This is a genomic window from Streptomyces sp. NBC_01006 (genome assembly GCF_045162725.1).
In the GTDB taxonomy this organism is placed as follows: Bacteria; Actinomycetota; Actinomycetes; order Streptomycetales; family Streptomycetaceae; genus Streptomyces.
In genome coordinates, this window is the sequence record NZ_CP108700.1 from 3,876,384 (window position 1) to 3,889,017 (window position 12,634).

Sequence of the window (12,634 nt, forward strand, 5' to 3'; positions counted from 1 at the left end):
TTACGGTCCCGGGCCGCCTGGCTACACCAGCAGGTCGTCCACCTGTGCCTCGCCCTCCCGGTAGCGCCGGGTGATCTCCGCGCTGCAGTCGTCCGCCGTGCGCTGCAACTGCTGCCGCCGCCGCGAGACCTGCTGCTCGTACCGCACCAACCGGCCCATCGCGTCGTGCAGTTCGCCGTCGGTGCGGGCGGCCAAGTCCGACAGCTCCACATCGGAGAGCATCTCCGCCGCCAGCAGCCGGAACTCCTCGCTGTGCGGAGTGCAGAGCGTGACGTGCCGGGCCGAGGCGCTGCGTCTGGACGGCGCGTCGGCGAGGATCTCCGAGAGCCGGTCGACCACCGGCGGCTCCGGGGTCACCGGTGCCTCCGGGTCGCTGCGCCGGGCCAGTTCGGCACGCAGGATGTCGATCCGGCCCTGGAGAAGTCTGCGTACGTAGCTCAGATCGGCCTCGTCGCGCTGCGCGTCGCGGCGCAGCGTGCGCAGCTCCGGCAGCCCGAGCGCGGTGGCGGGCGTGGTCGGCGCCTGCTCCCCGCCCGTGCGCTGCGCGGGTGGTCTGACCGCGCCCGTCGGAGTGGCCGCGGGTGATGCAGGTGCGGGTGATGCAGGTACGGAGGTACCAGAAGAATTCATGTGAACATGTCCGTCCCCTCGACCGGTGCATGGGGTCTCCCCGGCCCGTGGGACCGGAGGGAAGCACCGCCTGCGTGCATCGTGCCACTCTCCGTGGTGCCGGTGCAGTCCCACGCCACCCGATCGGCCCCTGATGGGTGCACGCCTGGTACACAGGTGGTATGCGAGCAGTGGTGCAGAGGGTGGACGGCGCGAGCGTCGTCGTGGCCGGCGAGACCGTGGGCGAGATCGTCGGCGAGGGGCTGTGCGTGCTGGTGGGGGTGACCCACGACGACACGCCGGAGAAGGCGGCGCAGCTGGCGCGCAAGCTGTGGTCCGTACGGATCCTGGAGGCGGAGAAGTCCTGCAGCGACGTGAACGCGCCGCTGCTGGTGATCTCGCAGTTCACGCTCTACGGGGACGCCCGCAAGGGCCGGCGCCCCACCTGGAACGCGGCGGCGCCGGGCGAGGTCGCCGAGCCTCTGGTCGACGAGGTCGTCGCGCAGCTGCGCGCGCTGGGGGCGACGGTGGAGACGGGCCGGTTCGGCGCGGACATGCGGGTCTCCCTCACCAACCACGGCCCGTTCACCATCGTCATCGACATCTGAAACGCGACTACGGCGCTACGACGACCTCCTGCGCGGCGGCCGTCTTCCCGGCCAGCAGCGGGGCGTCGACCGGCACGTTCCGCTTGACCAGCGCGAGCGCGATCGGGCCGAGCTCGTGGTGGCGGACCGCGGTGGTCACGAAGCCCAGCTGGCGGCCCTCCTCCCCGTCGGCGGCGAGCCGGATCGGCGTGCCGTGCCCAGGGAGGAGCACCTCGGAGCCGTCCAGGTGCAGGAAGACCAGCCGACGGGGCGGCTTCCCCAGGTTGTGGACGCGGGCCACCGTCTCCTGGCCGCGGTAGCAGCCCTTCTGGAGGTGCACGGCGGTGCCGATCCAGCCCAGCTCGTGCGGGATGGTGCGGTGGTCGGTCTCCAGGCCGACCCGCGGCCGGTGCGCCTCCACGCGCAGGGCCTCGTACGCGAGGAGCCCGGCGGCGGGCGCGTGCGCGGCGGCGAAGGCCTCCAGCTCGGCGCGGGGCAGGAAGACGTCGCGGCCGTACGGGGTCTCCCGTACGGGGTGCTCCTTGGCGAGCTCGGCGATGGAGCCGGCCGGCAGGTGGACGACGGCGAAGTCCGCGGTCCGGTCGGCGATTTCGACGCGGTAGAAGAACTTCATCGACTCCAGGTAGGCGATCAGCGCCTCCTGGGTGCCGGGCTCCACGTGCGCCCACACGGTCTCGCCGTCGTCGACGAGGTAGAGCGCGTGCTCGATGTGCCCGTTGGCGGAGAGGATCAGCGCCTCGGTGGCCTGCCCGGGCGGGAGTTCCGTCAGGTGCTGGGTGAGCAGCAGGTGCAGCCAGCTCAGCCGCTCCGGTCCGGTGACGGTGACGACTCCGCGGTGCGAGAGGTCGACGAAACCGCGGCCGTCGGCGAGCGCGCGCTGTTCGCCGTACAGCTCTCCGTAGTGGGCGGCGACGCCCTCGTCGCGGCCTTCGGCCGGTACGGCGCCGGGGAGATGGAGCAAGGGGCTGCTGGTCATGCCACCAAGCCTACGACGGGGCGTCCTGCTGCTTGGCGGCGCACTTCTTGCAGAGCCCGAAGATCGCGAAGTGCTTCATGTCGGTCTCGAAGCCGAAGGTGGCGCGCAGCTTCGCGGTGAACTCGGCGGCGATGTCCACGTCCGCCTCGATCACCTCGGTGCACTCGCGGCAGACCAGGTGGATGTGGTGGTGCCGGTCGGCGAGGTGGTACGTGGGGGCCCCGTGCCCGAGGTGGGCGTGCGAGACCAGCTTCAGCTCCTCCAGGAGCTCCAGCGTGCGGTAGACGGTGGAGATGTTGACCCCGGAGGCGGTCTTGCGCACCTGGGCGAGGATCTCGTCCGGCGTCGCGTGCTCCAGGCTGTCGACGGCTTCCAGCACGAGCTGGCGCTGCGGGGTCAGCCGGTATCCGCGCTGCCGCAGGTCGGTCTTCCAGTCGGCACTCTCGGTGTCTCCGATGCTCCCCACCCGGCCAGTGTAAGCGCGCGAAGGGGACCGCGGGCCGAGCCCGCGGTCCCCTTTCACGCTGTTCCCGCCGGTTTCCGTCAGCGGAAGAAGGCGATGCCGTCGTCCGGCATGTCCGGGAGGTTGCGCGCCATCTCGGCGACCTCCTCCGGGGTGACGACCTTCTTGAGCTGGGCCGACATGTACGGGCGCAGCTCGACGTCCGGGGTGGCCTTCTCGCCGACCCACATCAGGTCGCTCTTCACGTAGCCGTAGAGCCGCTTGCCGCCGCTGTACGGGCCGGAGGCGGCGGTGCGGGCGACGGCGTCCGTGACCAGGTCGATCTGGGGCTTCTGGTCGGCGAGCTCGCCGTACCAGACCTCGACGACGCCCTGGTCGCGGACCATGACGATCTCGACCTTGCGGTCCTTGTCGATGCGCCAGTAGCCGGACTCGGACTCCAGCGGCCGCACCTTGTTGCCCTCGGCGTCGAGGACCCAGCTGTGGGAGGTGTACTCCAGGAAGTCCCGGCCGTCGTGGCTGAAGACGACTTCCTGGCCGAAGTTGCACTTCTCTTCACCGGGGAAGTCGAAGACGCCCGCGCCCTCCCACGTACCGAGGAGGAAGGCGAGGGGGACGAGGCCCGGGTTCAGGTCGGACGGGATCTGGATCATGTGTGGCTGCTCAGGCGATCTGTGGGGAGGGGTTCCGGGTCCGGGAGGGCGGCCGATCGGACGATCAGCGCTGGCCCTGGTACAGCTTCTTCACTGCGAGGCCGCTGAAGGCGAGCACGCCGACGCAGACCAGGACCAGCAGGGAGGTGAAGATTGCCTCAAGCACGGGGTGCTCCTCGAAGTGATGTGGGCGTGTACGGGGCCGGCCCCCAAGCCTACTGGCCCGGGGACCGGAGCACTCCGTGAGGTAGGCCGCACGGCCTTTCCCGCAGGTGGTCAGCCCAGCAGCTGGTTCTGCAGGATCACCGTCTGGTGGAGGGGGACGGTGGGGACCTCGCCCTTTCGGACCTGGAGGATCACGGCCTGCACGTCGCCCGACTGGATGCAGCCGGCCTTTGTCTGCTCGTCGCCGAAGGGGGTGGACTCCTTTCGGACCGAGACCCTGCGGAGGTCCGGCTGGGCCTTGCCGGTCTTGGCCTTGGCCCAGGAGCTGTCGACCTCGAACCGCTTGACGCCGTTCAGGTTCATGTCGGCGGCGCAGCCCTTGAAGGCGTCCGCGAACCCGGAGGAGTGGAAGCGCAGCAGGTAGATCCGGGTACGGACGCCGTCCGGGGTGGTCCAGCCGCGGGCCACGATCTGGCGTAGACCGTTGTCGGTGAAGCCCTGCTTGAGCTTCTCGCGGGCGGCGGGGTCGTACTCCTCCAGGAAGGTGTCCGGGGACACCACCGAGTCCTTCTCCAGCTTCAGCGCGGAGTCGGGCGAGGAGCCCTTCGGGGCCGGCAGGAGGAACTCGGTCAGGCCGGCGTAGTGGATGCCGTCCGCGTTGTCCTTGGCGAAGGGCAGCGGCGCGCCGGGGGGCGGTGTGGGCTTGGCCAGGGCCGGGTACTCCCAGCGGCCGTCGTCCTTGGTGGAGAGCCCCGGGATGTCGGTGCGCTCGGGCCGGGCGATCGCATACGCGGTGCCCGCGCCGAAGCCGGCGAAGGCGACGACCGCGGCCGTCCAGCGCAGGGCGGTGTACAGCTTGCGCCGGTCCTTGGGCGCGGCGGGCACCTCGGGATCCGCCGCCCGGGGGGCCACGGGGGCCTGGGGCCCGGGAGCCATGGCGGTCCGGGGCTCGGCGGCCTCGGGGGTCCGGGCCTCGGGGGCGGCTTCGGTGCTGGTCTGCTGCTCGGTCACGCGGACTCCCCGGGGGACTTCAGGTGGCTCAGCTGGTCCTTGAAGAACCCGACGGCTTCGGAGGTCGGCAGCGGCATCCGCCCGTACGCGCGGAAATTGACGAGCACGTCGCCCTGGACCGCCACGCAGTAGACAGAGTCGATCTTCTCCTTCTTCTCCTCGCCGACGGCCACCAGCGAGCACTTGGCGTCGGCGAAGCCGTCCACCTTCGGCGCCTCGCGGCCGTCGCCGGTGTATTCGAGGAGTTTCTTGGTGACCTCGGAGAAGGCCCCCAGGGCCTGCGGGTCGGCCTGCATGATGCGGACCTCCATCACCAGGTCACCTTGGCGGCCGGTGTACCCGCGCCCGGCCAGGCCCTTCAGCTTGAGGCCGGCCAGCATGTCGCCGCGCTTCTTGCGCTCCGAGGTGGAGAGCCCTTCGCGGGCCTCGTCGAGGCTTTCCACGGCCTGCGCGCCGGAAACGTAGAAGTCGTTGCCGTCGGCGTCGAGGTCCGGGCCCAGGGAGAAGCCGCTCGGGACCGGGAGCAGCTTGCCGGTGAGGGCGTTCGGCGGCACCTGCGCGCGCTCCTCGGTCTTCGGCATCCGCTCGCCGTCGGCGACCCAGTAGGCGGTGGGCGCGTCCCGGTCGGCCTGCGCGAGCGCGGAGGCCGCCCAGATGCCGCCGCCCGCGAGGACGGCGACGGCCACGCCCGCCGCGACGAGAGAGGCCTTCTTGCGGCCGGCCGTGCGGGCGTGCTCCGGCGCCTCGTGCGACGCCGTGGGCGAGGGCTCCGGAGCCGGGGCCGGGGCCGGGGCCGTGTCGTTCTGCGGCTCGTTCACAGTCGCTCCAGCTGTCGCTTGGCCAGGTCGATGACATCGCTCTCGGGGATGCTCCTGCCGCGCTGGTCCTCGTAGAAGATGTCCATGACGATGTCGCCGCGGCGAACGATGGCCCGGGACTTGCGCTGTGGGAGGTACCCCGGCTCCTCGTCGAGCTCCGAGTGCACCCAGACGTGCCCGATGTCCGCGGGAACGCCGGGAAGGCTCACCCCGCTGTTGCCCGCGTACCTCTTCTCGGACATGTACGCCGACTGCTCCTTCTGGAACTCCTCGGCGCCGGCGAAGGTGTTGAACTGCACCAGCCGGATCTCCGTGAACCGGTCGTTCTCCTCCCACACCTCGGTCGCGAGGCGGCGGAAGCCGTCGTGCGCGAAATCACTGAGGGCCGCGTCCGGCCGTTCGAAGGTCGTCGCGAAAGAGTCGAGCGTGTCGTAGCCGGGCCCCTGGACGACCTTCGCCCCGCTCGGCACCCCGATCAGCACCTTGGTGAGGTCGTCATCGCTCTGGTGCCAGCGGTTGGCGTTGATCGTCTTGTGCGTGGTCGCCTCGTCGGGCGCCACGGGCTTGGGCTCGGGGAGCTTCTGCTGGGCCAGCGGCGGCAGCGGGGTCGGCTCGCGGTCGTACTGGATCGCGTAGCCGGTGACCGTGCCTGCCAGGACACCGAGTACGACGGCGCCGGCGATCAGCAGCGGGGTACGGCCCCGGCGGCGCGGTGCGGCCGGGGTGGCGGGCAGGTCGGCCGGAGCCGGGGCGGGGTCCGAGGTGCCCGAATCCGGGCGGCTCTCCCCCTCTTTCCACCGCTCAGGGATGTTCTGTTCGTCTTCCAAAGGTTCCCCCCGCAGGACGTGGCATGCGGGTGCGATCACCCGCGCGTAGCCATGACCCACCCCGGGGGAGAGCGGTTGTAAGGAATTCGATCACGTTTACGTCTCGCGAGGTTTCAATCCTCGTGGCGCCGTTTTCCGTCCAGTTCGTCCCACCACTCGTCGGACTTCGGGTCGCCCGAGGGGTCGTCCCACCAGCGGTCCTCCGGGCCGCGCCGGTTCGCGATCATCGCGGCGACCGGCGGGATGACCATGGCGACCACGCACAGGGCCACGGCCGCCTCGACCGAGAACAGCCGTACGAAGGACCAGGCGGATACGAAGAGGAAGATGCATCCGCCCATGAGGACGAAGTAGATGCGGCGCCGCCGGGCGTACATGCCTCAAGGGTAGGACCGGGAGGCGGACGGCGCGAAGGGCCGCACCCCGTTCCAGTGGCGTCCAACCCCCTGGGGTGCGGCCCTTCGGCCGGTCATTCAGGCGTGCGGTGCTCAGACCGCGATCGCCACGTCCGTCACGCCGCCGGCCTCGGCCACGACCACGGCGCGGTCCGCCTGGGCGCCGGGAACCAGCGCGCGCAGGGTCCACGAGCCGGTCGCCGCGTAGAAGCGGAACTGGCCGGTCGCCGAGGTCGGGACCTCGGCCGTGAACTCGCCGGTCGAGTCGAGCAGGCGCACGTACCCGCTGACGGGCTCGCCGTCCTTGGTCACCTGACCCTGGATGGCGGTCTCACCGGGCTTGAGCGTGGCGAGGTCGGGCCCGCCGATCTGTGCTCCACACATGTTCTCTGTCCTGTCCTGAGAGGTCGTACTACGGAGGGCGTCGCGTACCCGGCCGTGGTGGTGGTTACTTGTTGGCGCCGAGCTCGATCGGCACGCCGACCAGGGAGCCGTACTCGGTCCAGGAGCCGTCGTAGTTCTTGACGTTCTCCTGGCCCAGGAGCTCGTGCAGCACGAACCAGGTCAGCGCGGAGCGCTCACCGATGCGGCAGTACGCGATGGTGTCCTTCGACAGGTCGACCTGCTCGGCCTGGTAGAGGGCGGTGAGCTCCTCGTCGGACTTGAACGTGCCGTCGTCGTTCGCGTTCTTCGACCACGGGATGTTGCGGGCGCTCGGCACGTGGCCGGGGCGCTGCGACTGCTCCTGCGGGAGGTGCGCCGGGGCGAGCAGCTTGCCGGAGAACTCGTCGGGCGAGCGGACGTCGACCAGGTTCTGGACGCCGATCGCGGAGACGACGTCGTCGCGGAAGGCGCGGATCGAGGCGTCCTGCGGCTGGGCCTTGTACTGGGTGGCCGGGCGGTTCGGGACCTCGGTGCCGTCGACCAGGTCGCGGGAGTCGAGCTCCCACTTCTTGCGGCCGCCGTCGAGGAGGCGGACGGTCTGGTGGCCGTACAGCTTGAAGTACCAGTAGGCGTAGGAGGCGAACCAGTTGTTGTTGCCTCCGTAGAGGACGACCGTGTCCTCGTTGGAGATGCCCTTGGCGGAGAGGAGCTTCTCGAAGCCCTCCTGGTCCACGAAGTCGCGGCGGACCGGGTCCTGGAGGTCCTGCTTCCAGTCGATCCGGACGGCGTTGGTGATGTGGTTCTTGTCGTAGGCGGACGTGTCCTCGTCCACCTCGACGATGACGACGTCGGCGTCGTTCAGGTGGGCCTCGACCCAGTCGGCGTCTACGAGGACGTCGCTGCGGCTCATGGTGATCTCCTCCGGGGCAGTGTGCGGCGGGGCGTGCTGTGCAGGTGCAGGTGGCGCGGGGCGGTCTGCGGGTTCTGCAGGTTCTGCGGATTCTGCTGGTGCGTACCGCTGCGGGCGGCTTCCTCGGGCACTGCGCGGGGAGGCGTCAGTGGGCAGGAGGGGGCGGCTGCGGTGCGGTCACGCGGGAAGGACGGTCGTCCGGCTGATGGAGCGGAAGCGCTCACAGGTCACATGGATCGACAGAGCATGGCGGCGACGCGACACAGGTCTACTGCCCGTCGCTTCGTGAGGTCCGCCTGCTGATGCTTCATAGCCATGGATCGTAGGGACGAATCGGCCGCCCTGTCACCGGTGTGTCATATACCGAGACAGGATCGTCCGAATAGTGGGATGACATGCCCCCGGGCGGCTGCCGCACCGCCTCCGGGGGCCCTCGTGCGGCCCGCCCTTCTGCGGATCGGACCGCAGCGTCTCACGATCCGGCCAGCACCACGTCCGAGCCGCTCAGCGTGAGGTGTACGCCGGACTCGTCCGAGGTCAGCGCGGTCAGCTTGAGCCCGGACGGCAGGCCGCTGTCGAGCCGGCGGTCGAAGTCGGTCTTCTTGCGGACCGCGCCCTCGATCCCGGGCAGGCCCCCGCCCGGTACCTCGTCGGCCCGGACGCGGACCATCTTGCCGCCGCCGGGGGCGTCCACGAGCGTGACCGTCGACACCACGCTGGGGGCGAGTCGCTTGCCGAGGACCTCCACGGCCGCCGTCACCTTCACCTTGCCGGGCGCCCCGCCGTACGTGACCGTCACGCCGGTCTGCGAGGCCTCGGTCAGGTCCCGGTACGTGACGAGGGCCGTGCCCTCGGCCTGCTTCGCGGTGCCCCCGCTGTAGTTCCCGTTCAGCTTCACGCTGCGGAAGCTGGCGTCGAGCTCCGAGAGCCGCGTCTTACGGCCGTCCGACACGGCCTCCACGCCCTTGAGCCGCACGTCGACGCGGTCGAGGTCGCGGCTGAGCGCCTGGGTCAGGAACGGGAACCCGTGGATGTCCACCTCCGTGGACCCCGCGAGCCCCTGGTGGGCCTGGATGCGCTCGGCCAGCCGGTTCTCGGCGTAGTTCACCGCCCAGCGATCGGCGCCGGCGAACAGCGCCCCCAGCACCACTCCGATGATCACAACGACGCGCAGGAACCGCACGTGCCCCTCCCCCTGTAGACCAGTACGTGTGTTCCAGTTGACCATGGCCGGCCGTCAGGGGGCCGTCAGGCCCGGAGAGTCGGGCCTGACGGAGGGGCCGGCGGAGGGTCGGCGGAGGCCCTGGCGGAGGCCCTGCCTCAGCCGACCACCCGGCCGATCAGGTAGACGGCGGGAGCGGCGGCCGCCAGCGGCAGCGCGACACCGGCCGTCATGTGGACGAACTTGGACGGGTAGTCGTACGCGGCCACCCGCAGCCCGATCAGCGCGCACACCCCGGCGGCCAGGCCGAGCAGCGCCCCGCCGACCCCGACCGAGGTCAGCCCGCCGACGGCGATGCCGGCTCCGGTGGCGGCGGCCAGCGAGACGCCGACGGAGGCCGGTGTCGGCAGCGGCAGCGCACGGGTGAAGACGGCGACCGCGACGGACGCGGCCCCGACGCTGACGGCGGCGGAGTCGGCGGCCAGGTAGCCGGCGCAGACGATGGCGAGCGCGGCGGAGGCCACGGAGGCCATCAGCCCGTACATCCGCTCGTCGGGGTCGGCGTGGCTGCGCAGCTGGAGGACCAGCGTGAGCAGCACCCAGGCGCCGAGGGTCCCGATGATCGCGCCGGGGCCGTACGTGTCGTCCACGGCGAGCACGGCCGCGTCGGCGACGAGGGCACCGAAGAAGGCGAGGGCGATGCCCTGCCGCGCGGGCCACATGCCGTTGAGCCGGAACCAGCCGGCCGCGGTGAGCCCCTGCAGGACGATCAGCGGCGCGAGGAGACCGAGATCCCCGACGGCGGCGGCACCGGCCAGCAGCAGCCCGAGCGCGGCGGTCAGTATGGCCGGCTGCGGGCCGGGATCGATGATCGGCGACCGCCCCTCGGCGCGCGCCTGAGCCGGATCGACGGCCCGCAGGGTGTTCCCCCCGAGGGTGGGCGGAGAGTACGAGGGATCCTCGCCCTCGGCGGGAGCCGCCGGGGCAGCGGCGGGGGCGGGGGCGGCGACGGGCCCCTCGGAACCTGGGCCGGGGTACGGCGGCAGGAAGGAGGTCTCCGCCGCGTCGGCGGCCCGCCGGGGCTCGGCCGCGGCCGGGCCCGGGTACGGCGGCAGGAAGGCGGTCTGCTCGGCGGCGGCGCCCGCCGGGGCGGCGGCCTGCGGCGGGAGGTACGCCGTCTGCTCGGCGGCGGACCCCTCGGCCCAGGCCGCGCCGGAGCCGCTCTGCGCCCAGTCGCCGGCCGGCGCGGGGGCCGGGGCCGGGGCGGCGGGCGCCTCGTCCCGGAACCACCCCTCGGGAGCCACGGGCTGCGCCTGCATCTGCATCTGCGCCTGCATCTGCGCCTGCGCCTGCGCCTCGGCCTGGGCAGGGCCGGGGTAGGGCGGCAGATAGGCGGTCTCGGCCGCAGCGGCGGCGCCCTGCGGCTCGGCCCCGCCCGGGCCGGGGTACGGCGGGAGGTACGTCGTCTCGGCGGCCGGCGCGGCGGCGGGCCTCTCACCCGCAGCGGAAGCCGGGTACGGCGTACCGGCGGGGTGACGGTCGTCCACGACGAAGCCCTCGTACGGCGTACCGGCGGCCGGCTGGGGCGCGGCCGGGCCCGGGTACGGCGGGAGGAAGGCCGTCTGATCGGCGGCGTCGGCCGCCGGGGCGGCGCTCTGGGGCGGGAGGTAGGCCGTCTGCTCCGCGGCGGAGCCCTCGGTCCACGACCCGCCGCCCGGCGCCCAGCCGGCGGCGGGCGCCTCGTCGCGGACGCCGCTCGGCTGCCAGCCGGTCGCGGGGGCCTCGTCGCGGAACCAGCCCTCGGGGGCGACCGGCTGCGGCGCCGACTGCGCGGCCGGCGGCTGGTACGCGGGCTGCTCGGCCGCGGCGCCGGAGGCCTCCGGCCACGACGCGGCGGGCTGCGGGGCCTCGTCGCGGTACCAGCCCTCCGGTGCCACCGGCTGGCCCGGCAGCGCACCCAGCGGCGGCTGCACCGGCTGGTAGCCGGTTTCCCAGGTGTCCGACTGCCAGGTCTGGGTCCCGTACGGGTCCTCCTGCCGGCCCTGCTGCTGTTGTTCCTCGGGAGTGCTCATCGGTTTCCGCTCACCCGCCCGCGAACGGCGGGAGCACCTCGACGGTGCCCCCCTCGGTCAGCGGAACGGCATCGTGCGGGCGCTTGCCCACGGGCTCTTCGTTCACGAGGAAGGAGCAGCGCTGCAGGACCCGGGTCAGCTCACCGGGGTGGCGCTCCCGCACGGCGTCGAGCGCCTCGGCCAGTGTCCGCGCCGAGTACGGCTCCTCCGCCGTCTTGGCCGCGGCCTTGGCCGCCGCCCAGTAGCGGATGGTTCCGGTTGCCACTGCAGCTCCTATCGTCCGCTCTCTACCGTCGGCATCCATGATGAACCCTCCGGCCCCCGGATCCGGTGTGCCTCCACGCGCCCCGCATGCGCCCGGGCGGTCGCCCGTACATCCATCGATCCGGTGAAAACGGGGCATACGCTGGTCGTAAGGGTGGCAGGAACCACAGGAGCGAGAAGGTCCGAGCCTCTGCCATGCAACGGCGGGTGGGCTATTCTGCTGGCGAGAGGATCCGGGCAACGTTGCCCCCGGGTCCTTTTGTGCTTTCAGAACGTTGAACGGACCGAGAACAGTGGTGTCCGTACGGACCTCAGGGCGCGGGGACCGGCGAACCACCACACCGCACCAGCACCACGCACCACGTACGAAGCAGTACCGCGAAAGTCCTCGACGGGACCGAGGAGGAACCGACGTGATGGACCAGCGAACCGTGCACGAACGCCCGACCTGGGCAGGTGGTCGGGCATGAGCTCTCTCCTGCTGCTGACCAATGCCCTCCAGCCGTCCACCGAGGTGCTGCCCGCCCTCGGCCTGCTCCTGCACAGCGTCCGGGTGGCGCCCGCCGAGGGCCCGGCCCTCGTGGACACCCCCGGCGCGGACGTCATCCTCGTCGACGGCCGCCGCGACCTGCCGCAGGTGCGCTCGCTCTGCCAGCTGCTGCGCTCCACCGGCCCCGGCTGTCCGCTGATCCTCGTCGTCACGGAGGGCGGCCTCGCGGCCGTCACCGCCGACTGGGGCATCGACGACGTCCTCCTCGACACCGCGGGCCCGGCCGAGGTCGAGGCGCGGCTGCGCCTCGCCACCGGCCGCCAGCAGCTCGGCTCCGACGACTCCCCGATGGAGATCCGCAACGGTGACCTGTCGGTCGACGAGGCGACGTACTCGGCGAAGCTGAAGGGGCGGGTCCTCGACCTCACCTTCAAGGAGTTCGAGCTGCTCAAATACCTGGCCCAGCACCCGGGCCGGGTCTTCACGCGCGCCCAGCTGCTCCAGGAGGTATGGGGGTACGACTACTTCGGCGGCACCCGGACGGTGGACGTCCACGTACGGCGGCTGCGCGCGAAGCTCGGCCCCGAGCACGAGTCGCTGATCGGTACGGTCCGCAACGTCGGCTACCGCTTCGTCACGCCCGAGAAGGTCGAGCGGGCGGCTGCGGAAGCGGCGGCCCAGGCAGCGGCCCAGGCGGCCGCCAAGGCCGCGGCGCAGGCGGCGGCCCAGGCCCCGGCCGGCGTCCCCCGTATGGAGGAACCTCCTGTGATCGCCCAGTCGGCAGGACGGCCTGCCCAGAGGTAGGTCACCCCGCGTAGACTCCCGAG

The 12,634-nt window shown here is 72.0% G+C and carries 16 protein-coding genes; 2 read left to right on the plus strand and 14 right to left on the minus strand.

All coding sequences use genetic code 11. The features are described from left to right. Positions 1-21: 21 nt before the first annotated feature. Positions 22-630, minus strand: a complete 609-nt coding sequence (locus tag OG509_RS17610) for an AmfC protein (RefSeq protein WP_406183478.1) — start codon at positions 628-630, stop codon at positions 22-24. 161 nt (positions 631-791) lie between these two features. Here OG509_RS17610 and dtd point away from each other — a divergent pair, with 161 nt between their 5' ends. Then, positions 792-1,217 carry a D-aminoacyl-tRNA deacylase gene (gene dtd, locus OG509_RS17615; protein WP_030157071.1) on the plus strand — a complete coding sequence of 142 codons (426 nt, stop codon included), beginning with the start codon at positions 792-794 and terminating at the stop codon, positions 1,215-1,217. A gap of 7 nt (positions 1,218-1,224) precedes the next feature. On the opposite strand, the gene OG509_RS17620 is transcribed toward dtd, so the two are convergent. From OG509_RS17620 to OG509_RS17680, 13 genes are all read right to left on the minus strand, one after another. Next, on the minus strand, positions 1,225-2,193 hold the full coding sequence (locus tag OG509_RS17620) for a YgfZ/GcvT domain-containing protein (RefSeq protein ID WP_406183479.1): 969 nt from the start codon (positions 2,191-2,193) through the stop codon (positions 1,225-1,227). A 10-nt stretch (positions 2,194-2,203) separates the two neighbouring features. Continuing rightward, positions 2,204-2,659, minus strand: coding sequence for a Fur family transcriptional regulator (locus OG509_RS17625; RefSeq protein WP_385582881.1), 456 nt, complete (start codon positions 2,657-2,659; stop codon positions 2,204-2,206). 77 nt (positions 2,660-2,736) lie between these two features. Then, complete coding sequence (locus OG509_RS17630; protein ID WP_030157076.1) at positions 2,737-3,309, minus strand: FABP family protein; 573 nt, start codon at positions 3,307-3,309, stop codon at positions 2,737-2,739. 276 nt (positions 3,310-3,585) lie between these two features. Next, positions 3,586-4,485, minus strand: coding sequence for a hypothetical protein (locus OG509_RS17635; RefSeq protein WP_406183480.1), 900 nt, complete (start codon positions 4,483-4,485; stop codon positions 3,586-3,588). Further along, entirely contained in the window at positions 4,482-5,303 is an 822-nt protein-coding gene (locus tag OG509_RS17640) for a hypothetical protein (protein WP_406183481.1), read from the minus strand. The genes OG509_RS17635 and OG509_RS17640 overlap by 4 nt, the downstream gene beginning before the upstream one ends. Next, complete coding sequence (locus tag OG509_RS17645; protein ID WP_406183482.1) at positions 5,300-6,130, minus strand: hypothetical protein; 831 nt, start codon at positions 6,128-6,130, stop codon at positions 5,300-5,302. Before OG509_RS17645 ends, OG509_RS17640 begins: the two co-directional genes overlap by 4 nt. Before the next feature lie 113 nt (positions 6,131-6,243). Next, positions 6,244-6,507: a DUF3099 domain-containing protein gene (locus OG509_RS17650; protein ID WP_406183483.1), complete on the minus strand. Its 264-nt coding sequence runs from the start codon at positions 6,505-6,507 to the stop codon at positions 6,244-6,246. Positions 6,508-6,618: 111 nt separating this feature from the next. After that, positions 6,619-6,909: a DUF1416 domain-containing protein gene (locus OG509_RS17655; RefSeq protein ID WP_030030422.1), complete on the minus strand. Its 291-nt coding sequence runs from the start codon at positions 6,907-6,909 to the stop codon at positions 6,619-6,621. A gap of 64 nt (positions 6,910-6,973) precedes the next feature. Continuing rightward, entirely contained in the window at positions 6,974-7,819 is an 846-nt protein-coding gene (locus tag OG509_RS17660) for a sulfurtransferase (RefSeq protein WP_406183484.1), read from the minus strand. A gap of 227 nt (positions 7,820-8,046) precedes the next feature. Continuing rightward, positions 8,047-8,136 carry an Ms5788A family Cys-rich leader peptide gene (locus OG509_RS17665; RefSeq protein WP_350875872.1) on the minus strand — a complete coding sequence of 30 codons (90 nt, stop codon included), beginning with the start codon at positions 8,134-8,136 and terminating at the stop codon, positions 8,047-8,049. Between the two features lie 155 nt (positions 8,137-8,291). After that, the gene (locus OG509_RS17670; protein WP_406183485.1) at positions 8,292-9,002 is read right to left on the minus strand and encodes a DUF2993 domain-containing protein; all 711 of its coding nucleotides are present in this window, start codon (positions 9,000-9,002) and stop codon (positions 8,292-8,294) included. A gap of 137 nt (positions 9,003-9,139) precedes the next feature. Next, the gene (locus tag OG509_RS17675) at positions 9,140-10,528 is read right to left on the minus strand and encodes a hypothetical protein (RefSeq protein WP_406187612.1); all 1,389 of its coding nucleotides are present in this window, start codon (positions 10,526-10,528) and stop codon (positions 9,140-9,142) included. Positions 10,529-11,063: 535 nt separating this feature from the next. Then, entirely contained in the window at positions 11,064-11,318 is a 255-nt protein-coding gene (locus OG509_RS17680; protein ID WP_030157092.1) for a MoaD/ThiS family protein, read from the minus strand. Between the two features lie 465 nt (positions 11,319-11,783). On the opposite strand from OG509_RS17680, the gene OG509_RS17685 reads away from it, so the two are divergent. After that, entirely contained in the window at positions 11,784-12,611 is an 828-nt protein-coding gene (locus OG509_RS17685) for a response regulator transcription factor (protein ID WP_385582860.1), read from the plus strand. Positions 12,612-12,634: the final 23 nt, after the last annotated feature.